Raw genomic sequence first — 15109 nt, forward strand, 5'->3', positions numbered from 1 at the left:
AACAAAGTTTTATGTGCTTCCTATTATTTACTGTGAAAGCATGGGATTCTGCCCCTCTTGATGGTATGCATGTATAGAAATGACAGGTTCACAAATAATATGAAAAAACACAGAGGTATTGCTATGAAGAGAAAGAGCAACCGACTTAATGACGGCATCGGCACCTCCCATTCAATCCATCAGAATTGGGTTGAAACTTTTTCTGATTCAAATGACTTTGTTCATTATCATACTTCATCAATAGATAATCATCCATTTTGGATAGCCTATTTTCGCACGCTTATATCAGCAGACATTCTGCATAAGGATGTTCTTCCATACATACAGGGCCGCCTTTCCTTAATCGAGCTAAAAGACATCATTCCGATTCAGGAAATGATTATCACCAGCGATTCGGATGAAATCATTCAAAACATGATGAACGGCTACATGGCCATTCAATTACATCCTCATGATGAGGATTGTTTATTAGTGAATATCGCAAACAGTAAATTTCGCGATGTAGGAGTTCCAATATTGGAAGCCTCTGCAATAGGTCCTCAAATTGGGTTTATTGAGGAATTGGATATTAATATTAACCTCATCCGAAAGAGATTGCCTATAGCTGACCTTATCGTAAAGGAAATGACCGTAGGAAATTTATCGAAAACAAAAGTAGCCGTTCTATATGTGAAAGGGATAGCAGATCCGGAGAATATAAACACCGTCATTCAAAGAATTACAGACATACAGTATGAACACATCCAGGATAGTTCCTATATCTCGGCTATGATCGAGGACAATTCCAATTCTTTGTTTCCCCAATCTATTTCAACAGAAAGATCAGACAGGGTGGCAGCGGGGCTTACAGAGGGAAAGGTTATCATTGCCGTTGATGGGTCACCCAATCTGATAATCCTGCCCGTCACGTTTATGGAATCCTTTATTGCAATGGAGGATTATAATTATTCATGGATTATCAGTAATTTCTTCCGTTTATTGCGCTTTGCTTCCTTATTTATTTCAGCATTTGTCACTCCTATGTATGTGGCGATCATGACCTATCATTACGAATTAATTCCAGCTCGTCTGCTGGAGCCGCTTGTTGGATCAAGAGCAACAGTTCCCTTCCCCCTTTTCTGGAAGCATTGTTTTTAGCGCTAATGATCGAAATGGTAAAGGAGGCAGGGATCCGATTACCGCTAAAAATTGGGCAATCGTTGGGTGTCGTAGGCGGTATTGTCATCGGCCAGGCAGTGGTGGAAGCCGGATTAACCAGCAATGTGCTGCTGATTATCGTGGGGCTTGGAACATTGGCTTCCTACACATCCCCCGTGTATAAATTCAGCAATACCATCCGCTTTATTAAGTTTCCGATCATTTTTTTAGCCGCTTGGCTCGGCCTATTGGGCGTATATCTTAGCTTAATTTATATATTGATACACATACTAAGGCTGACGTCACTTGGACGGCCATATATAAGCAATTATCCTATGCGGAGAACCGCATTTCAGGACTTATGGATCAGACTCCCTTTTTCCATGCAAAAAGATAACCCCCAAAATTTAAGGCCGCAAAAAAAGAAAAAGTTTTCAGGAAACCAAAAGAATCCTGAGCCATTGAATGATTTTTACGAATAATGATATAGGGTGATTCGTTTGAAAGTGAACATAAGGCACCAGGTCTCCCCTTATTTAGTCTTTTTCATCATTTACAACTCACAGGTGGGTGTGGGGATTTTAAGTTTTCAAAGAACAATTGCAGAAAAAGCGGGATATGATGCATGGATAGGTGTCCTCGCCGCAGGATGTTTGGTTCAGGTCTTTATTTGGGTTATGTATAAATTGCTTGGAAAAGCACAAGGGGATATCATCGATGTTCACACAGCTTCCTTCGGCAATTTCCTTGGAAAATTCCTAAGCTTCTTCATCATCAGCTATTATGCTTTAGCAAGTGTGTCTGTAATGCTTAAATTCATAGAAATTATCCAGGTTTGGATGTTTCCAGCCATACCTTCCTGGATTATTTCCATGTTGATTCTAATACTTGTATATTATTGCATTTCCGGAGGATTTCGCGTTGTTGTCGGCTTGTCATTTTTATCTTTTCTTTTCCCGCAGCTATGGGTCTTAGTCCTCTATATATTTCCATTGAAGCTTGCTCATTTTTCCAATTTGGTTCCCATCATGAATCACTCCGTTATGGACATGCTGGACTCTGTTAAGAGCTCGGTGTACACCCTAGCAGGAACAGAGACACTATTAATGGTTTATCCATTTATCCGGAATCCTGATAAATCCAGAAAGTTTGCTCATCTGGGTGTGCTTTTTACTACATTGCTCTATGCCCTCTCTTCTATTGTGTCTTTCAGCTTTTATAGTGAAAACCAGTTAAAAACCACCATCTGGCCTGAGCTTTCACTTACTAAAGTCATTAAGTTTTCTTATTTGGAGCGCTTTGAATATTTATATATCTCTATGTATTCAATGGTTGTCACCGCATTGATTTCGCTGTTGTTATGGTGTTCAAGCAGGGGGTTAAAGAAAATCTTTCATGTGAAGCAAAAGTATGCTTTATGGGGCCTTATTTTATTCAGTGCAGGGTTGAGTCTAATAAATAATGAGCATTTTAATGAGATGCTGGATAAATATATTACGCAGATGAATTTGTACGTCTTTTACGTCTATATCCCTCTGCTTCTGATTTATTTCACTTTGTTTAAAAGGGGGCATCAAGGTGGGTAGCCGCTCAGTATTATCGATCTTCTTCATCCTTTTCCTATCCGGGTGTTCCCTGCTCCCAACCCGTATTGTCAATGAGGTCGGGATGATACAGGGTGTGGGCTATGATTTGGCCGATGAAGGAGAGATTGAAGGGACCGTTGCCTATCCAGTCTTTAAGAAAGAAGGTTCAACAACCGAAGTCAAATCAGCATCCGGATATTCCAGCAAGGAAATAAGGGAAAAATTAAATAATGAAACACAGCTTCGTTTAGTCAGCGGACAGCTCAGGCTGGCTCTTTATGGGAAGTCACTGGCAGAAAGCGGGATCAATGATTTTATCGATACCTTAAACCGGGATCCCTTTATCGGAAGCATCGTTCAATTGGCGATTGTGGACGGGGAAACGAAAGAGCTAATGAACCTGAATAAATATCAGAGTGAGAATATTTCCATTTACCTCCAGGAAATGCTGGATCAAAACATGGAGTTCGGAACGCTTCCAAAAACCAATCTGCAAACTTTTTTATTTCAATTATTTCAGACAGGTCAAGATGCATACTTACCTTTATTAAAAAATGTGAATGGTACCATCAGAATAACTGGTTTAGCGGTTTTTAAAGATGATAGCTTTATTGCTTCCATTCCAAGGGAAGACATATTTATGTTCAAAACATTGCTTAAAAAGAACAAAAACAATGGTACGCAGGCGTTTGTGCTGGAAAATGGGGATAAGGTGGTACTGGAAACCCTTTATTCAAATCCTAAATATAAAATAAATATGGTTCAGGGAAAGCCGGAGTTTTCCATTCACCTAAAAATGAAAACAAAACTTCAGGAATATTCTTCATCTGAGAAAAAAAGACAGACTTTCGATAGTAAGAAATATCAGGATAAAGTAGAGAAGGAACTAGAAAAAAAAGCTCTTACTTTCATAAATAGGCTTAAAGAGGAGCAGGTTGATCCTCTAGGGCTGGGAGCAAAATTCAGGGAGCATGACCGTGCCTTTGATGAACAACAATGGAAGATGCATTACCCAAATGTCAAAGTGTCCATAAAAGCCGATGTGGAAATAGAGCAGACTGGAACAATCAATTAACTGGATCAAAAAAAGCTGCCTGATCAGCAGCTGATTATGAAGGCTTTTGTGCCCAAGTGGTACGAAACTTGAACATCGAAATGATCATGACTGAAGATAAGATAATGGCTCCGCCGTCCGTAATCGCACTTGGCAGGATCCCTAACACGCCATAAACGTCATTAACTGCTGTCCACATTGATGAAGGAATCATAATAGGACCAGTGGCTTGCGTGACATTAACGATTAAGATGATACACCATAATATTTTTGAGCGGCTATTTAAAGCCAATATACCTAACGCATTTCCAGCAATGTATAAACACCCGACAATCCTAAAACCAAATGTGAATTCGATTGCTTCACCAGCAGGATCCGCTACTCCCGCCATTTGCATCATGGTTTCAATAAGTGTCGGATTTATAATAATAAAATTGTGAATGGCTGTCCCCATGGTAAAAAGAATGGAACATAAAAAAATGGTCATTTGCAGCTTTTGGGTTGCAGCTGAATCTGTTAATTGATGTTTCACTTGTGGCATTTATCTTCATCCTCTTCCTGACTCTTTATATATCAAATGTAACATGGTCCATTTATAGTATCGTGAGCCTCCGGTTCAATTTTTATCTAAGTCTTGGGATTTAGTCTATCGCAGGAAATGGACCAGAAGCTGTTCCTTAATAAAAGCCCTTTTGTTCTAGAATTAAAAAATCCGCCAATCAGACAGCCAATATTCGCACTTTTTTTGTCACCCATAGAAAAAAGCCTTTCTCAGCGAAAGGCTTCTCTAATCTGCAAAGTATGGCCTATTAGAATCATTACCCTCTATGTTTTATCAGAAATAGGTGAGAAAGTGGGACAGAGGGACAGGTGTAATGTCCCTCCCTAGTTCGGACTCACCCACGAGATTTTCGCTTTTTGTGTCTGAAGCTCCTCCAGCCCAATGGTAAAAAGCATCAAAAAAAGTGCACAGATTCATTCTGCACACCAGCTCCCCGCCTTACACCAACCCTATTTATTTTTGCCTTCCATTTTAAAAAGGATCTGATCCAGCTTTTCTTCCATTCGCTTTAACCTGTCGTTTCTTCTCTTGAAAATAAAAAAGAAGATGACGAGAATTCCAGGAATGGCCAATAAAAAGGCAAAAGCCAAAAGCTGAAATATAAAATCTCCGGCATTCCATCCGGCCAGAGCCAATGTGAACAAATTCATGATGGCTCCCCTTTCCGGGATGACATGGTTAAGGTATATAGCTGCCTGAGGGATACTACTAGAGCAAAAACAGCCAAAGCATTGGTTACGGAAAAGAAATCTATGTCCGTCAACATGTTTCTGATCATTAATAATATTGCTATGACAGAAATGATAATGGCCGAATAAAAATCAAACCTGCTGCTATTTTCTTTCAAAACCGGCTCCACCCCTTTTTGTAAGTTTACGATTTTGCAGGAGAGAAAGTTTCATGTTCAGCCATAAAAAGGGACAGGTTCATTTTCCCCCATCCCTCTGGGACAGTTGACCTGTCCCGTTGTCCCACTTGCACTATTTCTCTTTCAACATTGAATACTTACGATAAGCTTTATAGAAACTGATGCAGAAGAACACAGCCATAAAGAGTGGAAGCAGCCTTAAAAGGACAAATGGAGTCTCAAATAAAAAGGCTTTCCAAAATAAGGAACCTTCCATACTCCAAAGACCTTCTGCTAAATACAAGCCTGAATCCTTATAAATCATATAAGAAAAAAACAATAACAGTAACCCTAAACCAGATGAATAACCCATCAGCCTTTTATAATAATGACTCTCTGATTGGCGATCCGAGAAGATTTGGCTTTGTCCATCATCCTCTTTTTGCCAATATCGAATTCCGCCAAGCCATGGCCCATCTATATAAATCCAGCCAAAATCTTCATATAATCCTTTGTAACCTTCAAATTTTTTCTTTGAAAAATAATCCTGATAATCGAGCCGCATCACATATTTCTTGTCTGTTTTTTCGAAAGTGTATATGCCCAAACCGCTAATATTTGTGCAGCGATAGCCTTTTTGCAATTGTTCGTTAAGCCAGTGCTCCTCTTTTTCAATATCAAAAAACATCTTAAATCTTTTCATTCGATTCACTTCCTTCGTACAGGGATAAAATATGCAGCAGCCTGTTTTGTTCGACTTTCAAAATTTTGCTTCCTTCCGCAGTTATCATATAAACTTTTCTCCGGCCTGACTCTCCAACAGGTTCGATCCAGCCATGCTTATTCAAGTTCTCAATCGCACCGTATAATGTACCAGCTGCTAAAATAACAGTGCCATTACTTATCTCTTCTATCTTCTGCATCACGGCATAGCCATGGAGCGGCTCACGCAGAGCCAATAAAATGTAATGCATGGTTTCAGACAACGGTAATAATTTATGTTTCATATTCCCACCCTCTATTCAGTTCAGCTATACAGTTCAACTTAATAACAAGATAATACAGTTTAACTGAATAGTCAACAACCATTTCATCTTAGTCAAAGGAACTTTAAGTAACTATTTAAAAAAGCCGCTTTCCTTACGTAAGGGAAAGCGACTTTTGGTGTAGTTTATTCATTTAAATGGCCCCATTGTTGAACACAAGTTAAACCTTGTATCTGCCAACTTGCTCTCGCTGGTGAAAGAAGAATAAATGGCAAAAATACATCAATCTCTATCAGCAGCCATTGGAGGCTGTTCAAACCATCCTTTTTCAAGCATGATCTTTGCAGCACTCTGGACAAAATGTGAATTTTTCATTGTTGCCTTCAAATAAACCATCCCTACATCTCGCCGGCCATTGACCGCCACTGAATTTCCGAAGGCTCTAAGTTTTATTGAAAACATATCCATCTTATGGAAAATCATGATTTTATCAGAAAAAGGCGAGAAAGTGGAATTGGTTATTAAGTCATCCAGATAAGGTGGAGAAGGCAAATCTTCATCATGCAGTTTTTGCCTATAACTTTCAATATTTGTTGTGGTAATTTCTTTTCCCTTCTCAAACAATTTGCGTATCTTTTCATCCTTTGCCACTTGGGCAAATGCCAAAATGAGCGCTTTACTTGTCACATTATTTTCAATATTATCGTAAAAATGGGCGATTTCCATTGCATGCAAAGGGCGTTTATCTCCAAGGTAGCCGGTTAAAAAATCTTTATGCACAAATTCCGCTTTCTCAGGAACTGGAATGATTGGGGGTTTAATGATCAGCCCTTTATGTATTAATATATCTTTGATTTGCTCCATTAAGTCCATGGTGCTATCCATGCAATGCCTAAAAAATTCCTTTACGTCCTTTCTGTACATAAGAGGGATAGCAATACTATAGATACTCAATCCGGCTTTAGCCGCATACTTTAAATAGTGGACGTAAAATTCATCCATAAACAGTCTGGGAGCACCTAAATTTACATCCTCTTCCGTAAAACCCTTAGGGATGGGAAACCCCTCTTTCTTGAAAATATCTTTAATGGTCTCCAAAAATTCTTCTGACAGCTGCAGGGCATTTTCCAATAAGCTTTTAATGTCTTTATCTTCAACATGCTGCAGAAAATACTTTAAAAAACATGATGCCATGCTGTTTCCCATATATGTGGCCCATAGCTTGCCCATTTCTGCTGATGTTAATTGTTCCGAGCTATTCGGATTATGAGAACTTAATTTAATGGGTTTAATTTTTTTCATGACAATCCCTTCTTTTTTACTTACTATCTCCTTCCTTTAAATTTGTATACTTTAAATTTTGTCATAATTAAAGCTGCTATTTTGGGATGATAGGGTTAGATGTCAAGCAAAAGACAAATTCAATGGGAACAATGATTCGGGTTAAATGAAACTTATTTCAAGGGGAAACCGTACAAATAGTTATAAGCAAAAAGGGGCTGGAAACATTGTTTGAATATAAGTTCGTTAAAATAGAGTTTAAAATACTGTCTGGTAAACCTAAAGAAGATTACCGAGAAGTAATTCAAAGTCATGCAGAAAAAGGATGGCGTTTTATTCAAGTATTCTCTCCTGACTTTGTAACTTCAGGGGTTGCGGCAGGTACTTATTATGAATTAATTTTTGAAAAACCTTTGGAGAAGATGAAAAAGTAACCCGATTTCACACACTTAACTAACTCAGCACTAGATTTTAGAAAAATAAATTAAAAATGAATGGAGGATTCCAATATGACAAGTACCACTCTATTAATAATAGCTTTGGCATCTATAGTTATATGGATATCATTATCCATAGAGCTAATGAAGCCTTCAAATGAGCAGAATAGCCGAAAAATAGTTATTTTAACAGCTGCAGGTTCTGTATCAACTTTAGTTCTAACCATTCCACTTCTTCAAAATATCTTTTTTTAGGAAAAAGGAAAGTTAGTATGTACACTTCAAATGGAAACCGCTGTCCATGTCTCAATAAGCCTCAACTTATATAAGAAAAGGGAGCTGCCGATCCCCACTGGATTAACAACTCCCCGCTTACTTATGGAATAGTATCTTCCTGTTATTTGGAAATGAGATATTTTTCTTTAAAATTGACCAAAGACGTGCCTGCTTCGGGCTCTATTTGTAAATTCCGCCTCTCTATTTGCAATTTCATCCTCTCTATTTGCAGGTCCACTCCATCTATTTGCAAAACCATTCTTCCCGCGCTGACTGCACTCGACTATTTGCAAATTCACCCATTCTATTTGCAATTTTGCTCTCTCTATTTGCAAATTTCCCCTCTCTATTTGCAGGTCCACTCCATCTATTTGCAGATTGATATTCAATTTGCAAAAAAGCTTTCCTATTTGCAAATTCAGCGTTCTATTTGCAGATCCTCACCATCTATTTGCAAAATCCCCTCCAGCCAGCAGTCACCCCAAAAAGAAAACCCGGCTCCTCCAAGGAAGCCGGGTTTCCCCATACTATTATTTATCTTTCTTTCCTTTCCCTTTACCAGGCTTTGCCGGGCCATCAGGGGTTTCATGGTTTTGCGGAGGCTGTTCGCCTTTTTTCAGCTTGTACAGTTCGACCGTTTTGGTTGTTTTGTTGCCGGCCAGGTCCTCTGCTTCAAACGTGAAGACGTTTAAGCCTTCTTTCAATGATAGTTTAATCTTTTTGAATTCCTTTTCGATGCCTCTCATTGCATAAGGCTCCTGGAATTCCTGGTAGAATAGTTCGCTGCCGTCCTGGTAGAAGCGAAGCTGGTCAAAGTTATCTGTCACGGTGATGTTGATGACAGGGTCTTTCTTGTTATGCTTAATGTATTTGCTTGAAGGCAGTCCATCAATTTCAACTGTCGGGCCAGTCGCATCGACGATGATTGTGCGCTTGAAAGAGATCGCATTATTTGCAGTATCCACTGCTTTCACATCCAGGCTGTGAACGCCATCTTCAAACGTCATCACTGTTTCAAATTCATATTGACCTTTTTCTTCGTTGTAAGTTGTCTCAATAGGTGTTCCGGCAATGGTGAATTCCTTCATGCCAGATTCTTCTTTAATCGTGCCGCTGACAGTGAGTTCATTTGTGTTGTACACTTCAAGGGCCTCAGGCTCCTCAAGGTATACATATGGAACAGTCTTGTCATTGCTCACTTCGCCCACTTCCACAGTTGCTTCAGAAGAGTTGCCGGCAAAGTCGTAGGCTACCACCTTAACATTGGTGCCGACTTCCAATTCTTCCGGAAGGTCAAATTCTTCTGTATCCCCGCTTAGTGCTTCATCCAGAATAGACTCTTCATCTACGAAAATATCAATATACGAAATGCCTGAGCCTTCAGGGTTGTCAGCAGCTTCCAGCTTTAATGCTGTGTTGCCTTCGATAAGGTCAGCCTGAACGCTTGGCGCAGCCGTGTCCACTTTTACAGGGATTTTCACGGATTGCCATTCTGCCCCTGCATAGTCGATGACAGACTTAATCTCGTAATAGTACTGTCCATCCTCGGCAAGCTGGTTGCTGACTTTTCCATCCCAGCCCCAAGACGGATTTAGCGTATAATTCGCACTCCGGCCGCCATCAAAATAATGCTTGCGGAGGCTGTTTTCCGTACGCAGCTTACGTAACGTTTTTCCATCCTCATCTGTAATCGCGAACTCTACTTGTTTCGCATTTCGCAAGAATGAAAGAACCGGAATCAATTGATCCTGAACTTTGTCCCCGTTCGGTGAAATCGCGATTGTTTCACCGCTGAATGCATCGTTTACCGGATCATATCCTAAGTAAGAATAGCCCTCGGCAGTCTCAGAAACAGCTCCTGCCATTCCGTAGAAGGAACTCTCATCATACTTCATGCCATCAAGGATTGGAGCCTTGTCCCAATCTCCCTTGAAGCCAACATAAGGAACCGTTAATTGCGGGTTCACGTCAGTTGAGTCTGTCAAAGTGACATACCCTTCAACAAAATATCCATTCGGGAATACCTCGTTGATGTCACTAGGAGTTTCCCAGTTTCCTGTCTTCGAAGGATCTAACACTTTTGCATTGCTGACATCCACACTTACTTTAAAGCTTACAGATCCATTCGCAGGAACGGTTACCTCTGCAGAATCCTGGCCTTCCACTTTTACAGAAGCATCTAAAATGTTCTGAGCTTCAAGCTCATCCGCTGCCCAGCCCATTTCTCCATAGGCTGCAAAATCAGTCTGCAGATTCGCTGCTACATCGTAAGCCACATCTTCATTACTGAAGTTTTGTGCTTTTAATGTGAATTCAAATGTATTGCCAACCTCTTTTAAAGCCACTTTCCCTTCATTCGTTGAAGTCTCCGTTACGATAACCGGAGATGATAATGCCGAATGAAGCTGCATGATGCCGGAACCCTGGCGTCGTGGAGAATAAGGGATATTCCATTCAAATGCACTGTTAACAGTTCCTTTATCAATAACTGGTGCCGCTGTATTCATCATCAGGTTCTTCGCAACGTTGACACGGTCAAAGCCGGTTACGCCAAACTCGTTATCCACACGCTCAAGAACAAGTGCTGCACCACCAGAAACATGAGGAGCTGCCATGGATGTACCGCTCATCATTCCGTACTGGTTATTCTCAAGAGTCGAGTAAATTTGTCCGCCTGGAGCTGTAATTTCAGGTTTGAAGTCCAGGTTAGGCGTTAATCCCCAGGAAGTGAAGGCGCTCATTTTGCCTGCTTCAGGATTTGCTGACTTTGTTTTTTCTCCGTTAAAAGAAAGATTGACTGTCTGGCCATCCTGAATGGCTGCTGCCAGCTTGTCTCCATCTGTCTTCAGCATGAACAGCTGCGGTATGGTAATAGACGGATCGCTTGCCATGTTGACATAACCGTCAGCATTATTGTAGATAATGACGCCGACAGCTCCAGCCTTCTGGGCGTTAATCGCTTTATCAACAAATGCCAACTCCCCGCGCTGAATTAATGCGTATTTTCCAGCAACACCGGACAGCTCTTCAGGCTTGCCCAATCCGCCGTAGGCTACTTCAAATGTTTTCGTTTCAACATCATTCGGGTGAACATTTCCTGCTGACAAAAACGCAGCTTTTCCGGACTCTTCACCGAATTGATAGTTCACTGCATCGAGATCCATGAAGCTATTTTCAATGGATGCTACTTGCAAAGAATCATAGGATACACCAGGTGATCCGCTAACGCCGATATCCGGGTTTTCACTGCTTGGATTCGCAAATCCATTTCCAAAGTGAGCAGAGTTCCCCGCAGAAATAGACATTAAAATGCCGTTTTCCACTGCTCTGGCAATCGCTTTTTGCTCAGCTGATTCAGGGCTGACGAATCCAGCTGTAGAACCAAGGCTCATGTTCAGTACATCTGCTCCAAGTACAATCGCATCATCAATCGCCTTTACATAAATATCACTGTATGTAGAAGGCATATTCGGATCATTTCCGAATACTTTAAGCGCAAGGATCTGGGCTTCAGGTGCTACCCCTTTAATGCCGCCGTTCTCCTCATCACCATTCGCTCCGACAGTTCCGGCAACGTGCATTCCATGCATGGAAGCATCCGGGCCGATATCACGGATTGTGTCATTTTCATCCATATAGTTGTAACCATATGGTACTTTTTCAGAATAATATTTTCCAAGAAGGCCGTTATCTTTTTTAAACTTGGAGATTTCCGCCTTCGTTAATTCCTTTTCTGAATCATCGGCTAAAACCATATCACGGTGAGAAGGATCCATACCGGTATCAATGACACCGACTACCATGCCCTCACCTTTAAATCCATAATCACGCCAAGCTTCTTGTGCCTGTACGAGCTCTTTACTGTAAAGCATATCCGGCTTTTCCTGCGGCTTTTCGTACTCGTTTACCACTTGTACTTCCGCCACTTCCGGCATTTCTTCTACAAGCTCAATATCGCCATACATCATCTCAGCACTAAAGCCATTTACGATTGTAGTAAAGCTTTCGCGCTCAATCATCTTCACTTTATTCTTTTTGGCACGATCCTTTACCTTCTTCTGTTCAGACAGCTTTTCATTTTTCAGCTTCTGCTTTGTTGCATCTGGAAGTTCTTTATACTTCTTCTTTTGCTTTTGGGCATAAAGGACAGATGGCTCTGTCTTCATCTCCACGATGACCCTGACAATATCAGTTTTGCTGTACTGCTTGTCCGGCTCACTTTTCTTTATTTCCTGGATGGTCTTGCGGTTTTCTTCTCCCTTGCTATTCGGTGTTTTCTCAGGCACAACGGCTGCAGATACCGAACTTGAGAAGATTAACATGAACATTAATAAGGCCACTGCTGATCTTTTAATCCTCATTCCCTACCTCCTAGTTATATTATTCAGAATTTTTTTAATACACTATAAAGGTACCAAAACCAAAATTTTCATATAAGGATCAAAAGACCTGATTAACAACTTTAATAACAGGAAATTAGATCTATTTTTCTCGAAAAATGCTGTAGAAAAATTTCATATTTTAACAGAATATGAGACTTAGCTGGGACAGAGGGACAGGTTCTTTGTCCCGATAAAGGGCACTGCTAAAAAAGGCATAAACCAGACAGCATCAGATGGGCTGGTCTATTTGCAAGTTTTAAGATTCTATTTGCAGATTCAGCCTTTCTAATTGCAGGTCCACTCCATCTATTTGCAGATTGATATTCAATTTGCAATTAATGCTTTCCTATTTGCAAAAAAAGCTTTCCTATTTGCAAATTCAGCGTTCTATTTGCAGGTCCTATCCATCTATTTGCAAAATCCATACCTCTGCAGATTCCATTTACCAAAACACTCTTCAAAATGGATATTTATGTTAATATATTACTTAGGTTCCTTAAACCGATCCAGCTTTATGATATTTTCATGCTGTCTAAAAGAATAAATACCATACAAAGAATAACAATAAGCAGCCAGAACACACCCGCAGCAAAGTCCATACTACTACCTCCGTTTAAGTACTTGTCCCATTTTAAAAAGAAAGCGGTGAAAAAATTGAGTAAGAATAAACGAATATTACTAAGTCTATTTGCCATCCTCATTTGCCTTGCGCTATTTGTGATTGGAATCCTATTTGCCGAAAAAATGCCTTTACTTACCGTGCTGGGGATCGCCGGACTTAGCGGAATCTATTATGTTGTGTTCCGGCTTGTGAAGACATCAGCGGAGATAGAAAAATAGCTTAGATGAAAAGGAGATACACATGAATACATTTAAAAATATCATAGCCACAAAAGAAGAATTTGCGTTTTTTCGGGAGGAAATCGGCCAGCCGAGTGCGCGTGCCGCCGGCAAAGTTATTTCTTTCATCGATGAGCACTGCATTAATTTTATTTCCAAGTCGCCTTTTTTAACGATGTCCACTTCAGATGCAGCCGGGAAATGTGATGTTTCGCCAAGGGGTGATGCCCCTGGGTTTGTGACAGTTCTTGATGAGCAGCATCTATTTATTCCGGAACGGCCGGGCAATCGAAGAATGGATACCGCTCATAATCTTATCGAAAACCCCAATATTGGTCTTCTTTTTCTCATACCAGGGCTTGGAGAAACACTAAGAATTAACGGTAAAGCGTACATATGCCGTGACCCGGAGCTTTTAGAAATGAGTATAGCCAATGGACGCACTCCGCTATTTGGCATTTTAGTAGAAGCAGAGGAATGTTTTATCCATTGTGCAAAAGCATTGATCCGATCGGGGTTATGGAACGGGGAGTCATGGCCAGCAAAAGAAGCCCTTCCTTCTGCCCCTGCTATGCTGGCAGCCCATACCAACCTGCCGAATCAAACCGCTGAACAAGTGGCGAAGGATCTTCAGGAAAGTTATAAACACAGATTGTATTAAGGGTAAATAAACGATGCGGAAAAATGAACCTGAACAGATTTGCTGGTTACATTGTATTTAGCATATTAACTCAAAACAAAAATCGGCAGCTTTTTTTGCTGCCTTTTCTTATGGTTTTTACCCCTCCTCATGTAAAGAGTGTTCCAGGTTACCTAGTGACCCAGATGTTTTTCGTACTGAACAAGTAATCTCATGTAATCAGCTGGCGGTTTTATGTCCGGCTTTAATTGTTTAACGATTTTAAGGGCTGAGTCATGCTTTAATCCATATCTCTGCATATAAAAAGCAGTAATAACAAAACCCAAACGCTCTTTGCCAATGGTATCATGTATTAAAATTCTATGTTTTAACTCCATAAGATGATTTAACTGTTTCATAAGTCTAAGAACCCATTCTATAGTAGGAGCAACCCGAACATTAAGTGGAGCCCAAATCATAATTCTCCCAAAAAAATCAAAAGGAGGCTGGTCTGGTTTAGTTCTTAGATTAACAATTGCAGTTATATTTTTTTTTATAAAATCCCAGTCTGCTGAAGAAATCTTCCCGCCGATATAGAGCCTTTTTGGAATCATTTCAATAAAACTCATTTTTGACTCACCTCTTTTCATCCAACTCCTTCTAAAAAATAAAAAGGCAGCCAAGACTGCCCTTTCTCTACTCCTATTGAGTTTAAAATTAATGCCGAATGCAAATTTACCTAAAGTCCACCCATTAGAGGAGTATTAATCAAAGTCATTTTCTTCTTCAATTTTTAATACTTTTCCTGTTTTTGCAATAATCTCTACCTCGAATAATCTGTTATCTGGTGTTAAAATAAAAACTTCATAAACTAAGACACCATTTTCTAAATCCATATCTACATGTTGAATTTGTCCCGGTACATTTTTAAGAGCGATCTCTTGAGCCTGCTCCTTTGTAATTCTTTGTCTATATATTGGTTTGGGGTTGCCATAATAATAATTTTCATACATTTGAAAATTCCCTCCTCATCCTTACATAATTCAACCTCTTTTATCCATATGTATGTGACAAACTAAAAGTGCTAATCCATTATCTTCTT

The 15109-nt window shown here is 40.0% G+C and carries 13 protein-coding genes and 1 pseudogene; 6 read left to right on the plus strand and 8 right to left on the minus strand.

Features of this window, described 5'->3' with window-relative positions; genetic code table 11:
* Positions 1 to 123 precede the first annotated feature (123 nt).
* The 3 genes and pseudogenes from LLY41_RS19670 to LLY41_RS19680 all read left to right on the plus strand — a co-directional run bounded on the left by LLY41_RS19670 (position 124) and on the right by LLY41_RS19680 (position 3798).
* Positions 124 to 1619, plus strand: a pseudogene (locus LLY41_RS19670) (spore germination protein).
* Between the two features lie 24 nt (positions 1620 to 1643).
* Positions 1644 to 2723, plus strand: a complete 1080-nt coding sequence (locus LLY41_RS19675; protein WP_304588067.1) for a GerAB/ArcD/ProY family transporter — start codon at positions 1644 to 1646, stop codon at positions 2721 to 2723.
* A complete protein-coding gene (locus LLY41_RS19680) occupies positions 2716 to 3798 on the plus strand; it encodes a Ger(x)C family spore germination protein (RefSeq protein ID WP_304586298.1) in 1083 nt (360 codons plus the stop codon). Before LLY41_RS19675 ends, LLY41_RS19680 begins: the two co-directional genes overlap by 8 nt.
* 34 nt (positions 3799 to 3832) lie before the next feature.
* On the opposite strand, the gene LLY41_RS19685 is transcribed toward LLY41_RS19680, so the two are convergent.
* From LLY41_RS19685 to LLY41_RS19705, 5 genes are all read right to left on the minus strand, one after another.
* Positions 3833 to 4318, minus strand: a complete 486-nt coding sequence (locus LLY41_RS19685; RefSeq protein WP_304586299.1) for a hypothetical protein — start codon at positions 4316 to 4318, stop codon at positions 3833 to 3835.
* Between the two features lie 470 nt (positions 4319 to 4788).
* Complete coding sequence (locus LLY41_RS19690) at positions 4789 to 4989, minus strand: hypothetical protein (protein ID WP_304586301.1); 201 nt, start codon at positions 4987 to 4989, stop codon at positions 4789 to 4791.
* A gap of 330 nt (positions 4990 to 5319) precedes the next feature.
* On the minus strand, positions 5320 to 5889 hold the full coding sequence (locus LLY41_RS19695; RefSeq protein ID WP_304586302.1) for a DUF2812 domain-containing protein: 570 nt from the start codon (positions 5887 to 5889) through the stop codon (positions 5320 to 5322).
* Positions 5876 to 6193, minus strand: a complete 318-nt coding sequence (locus LLY41_RS19700; protein WP_095244203.1) for a PadR family transcriptional regulator — start codon at positions 6191 to 6193, stop codon at positions 5876 to 5878. The genes LLY41_RS19695 and LLY41_RS19700 overlap by 14 nt, the downstream gene beginning before the upstream one ends.
* A 261-nt stretch (positions 6194 to 6454) precedes the next feature.
* On the minus strand, positions 6455 to 7474 hold the full coding sequence (locus LLY41_RS19705) for a DUF3231 family protein (protein WP_304586304.1): 1020 nt from the start codon (positions 7472 to 7474) through the stop codon (positions 6455 to 6457).
* A 206-nt stretch (positions 7475 to 7680) separates the two neighbouring features.
* Here LLY41_RS19705 and LLY41_RS19710 point away from each other — a divergent pair, with 206 nt between their 5' ends.
* Positions 7681 to 7887 (plus strand): DUF4177 domain-containing protein, encoded by a 207-nt coding sequence (locus LLY41_RS19710; RefSeq protein WP_095244201.1) that lies wholly within the window; start codon positions 7681 to 7683, stop codon positions 7885 to 7887.
* Between the two features lie 809 nt (positions 7888 to 8696).
* Here LLY41_RS19710 and LLY41_RS19720 read toward each other — a convergent pair.
* Entirely contained in the window at positions 8697 to 12527 is a 3831-nt protein-coding gene (locus LLY41_RS19720) for a S8 family serine peptidase (protein ID WP_304586308.1), read from the minus strand.
* A 666-nt stretch (positions 12528 to 13193) separates the two neighbouring features.
* On the opposite strand from LLY41_RS19720, the gene LLY41_RS19725 reads away from it, so the two are divergent.
* Positions 13194 to 13388, plus strand: coding sequence for a hypothetical protein (locus LLY41_RS19725; RefSeq protein ID WP_370460153.1), 195 nt, complete (start codon positions 13194 to 13196; stop codon positions 13386 to 13388).
* A gap of 22 nt (positions 13389 to 13410) precedes the next feature.
* On the plus strand, positions 13411 to 14049 hold the full coding sequence (locus tag LLY41_RS19730; RefSeq protein WP_095244197.1) for a pyridoxamine 5'-phosphate oxidase family protein: 639 nt from the start codon (positions 13411 to 13413) through the stop codon (positions 14047 to 14049).
* A 152-nt stretch (positions 14050 to 14201) separates the two neighbouring features.
* Here LLY41_RS19730 and LLY41_RS19735 read toward each other — a convergent pair whose 3' ends face one another.
* Both LLY41_RS19735 and LLY41_RS19740 read right to left on the minus strand, forming a co-directional pair.
* Positions 14202 to 14636 (minus strand): dual specificity protein phosphatase family protein, encoded by a 435-nt coding sequence (locus LLY41_RS19735; protein WP_179288999.1) that lies wholly within the window; start codon positions 14634 to 14636, stop codon positions 14202 to 14204.
* A gap of 135 nt (positions 14637 to 14771) precedes the next feature.
* Complete coding sequence (locus tag LLY41_RS19740; protein ID WP_095244195.1) at positions 14772 to 15020, minus strand: PepSY domain-containing protein; 249 nt, start codon at positions 15018 to 15020, stop codon at positions 14772 to 14774.
* Between the last annotated feature and the right edge of the window lie 89 nt (positions 15021 to 15109).

This window comes from Cytobacillus firmus, from assembly GCF_023612095.1.
Classification (GTDB): domain Bacteria; phylum Bacillota; class Bacilli; order Bacillales; family Cytobacillaceae; genus Cytobacillus.

What these genes read in the sequence shown, in the direction of transcription:
- LLY41_RS19685 (WP_304586299.1), bottom strand. Translation starts at nt 4,318, where the DNA reads ATGCCACAAGTGAAACATCAATTAACAGATTCAGCTGCAACCCAAAAG.
- LLY41_RS19690 (WP_304586301.1), bottom strand. Translation starts at nt 4,989, where the DNA reads ATGAATTTGTTCACATTGGCTCTGGCCGGATGGAATGCCGGAGATTTT.
- LLY41_RS19695 (WP_304586302.1), bottom strand. Translation starts at nt 5,889, where the DNA reads ATGAAAAGATTTAAGATGTTTTTTGATATTGAAAAAGAGGAGCACTGG.
- LLY41_RS19700 (WP_095244203.1), bottom strand. Translation starts at nt 6,193, where the DNA reads ATGAAACATAAATTATTACCGTTGTCTGAAACCATGCATTACATTTTA.
- LLY41_RS19705 (WP_304586304.1), bottom strand. Translation starts at nt 7,474, where the DNA reads ATGAAAAAAATTAAACCCATTAAATTAAGTTCTCATAATCCGAATAGC.
- LLY41_RS19720 (WP_304586308.1), bottom strand. Translation starts at nt 12,527, where the DNA reads ATGAGGATTAAAAGATCAGCAGTGGCCTTATTAATGTTCATGTTAATC.
- LLY41_RS19730 (WP_095244197.1), top strand. Translation starts at nt 13,411, where the DNA reads ATGAATACATTTAAAAATATCATAGCCACAAAAGAAGAATTTGCGTTT.
- LLY41_RS19735 (WP_179288999.1), bottom strand. Translation starts at nt 14,636, where the DNA reads ATGAGTTTTATTGAAATGATTCCAAAAAGGCTCTATATCGGCGGGAAG.
- LLY41_RS19740 (WP_095244195.1), bottom strand. Translation starts at nt 15,020, where the DNA reads ATGTATGAAAATTATTATTATGGCAACCCCAAACCAATATATAGACAA.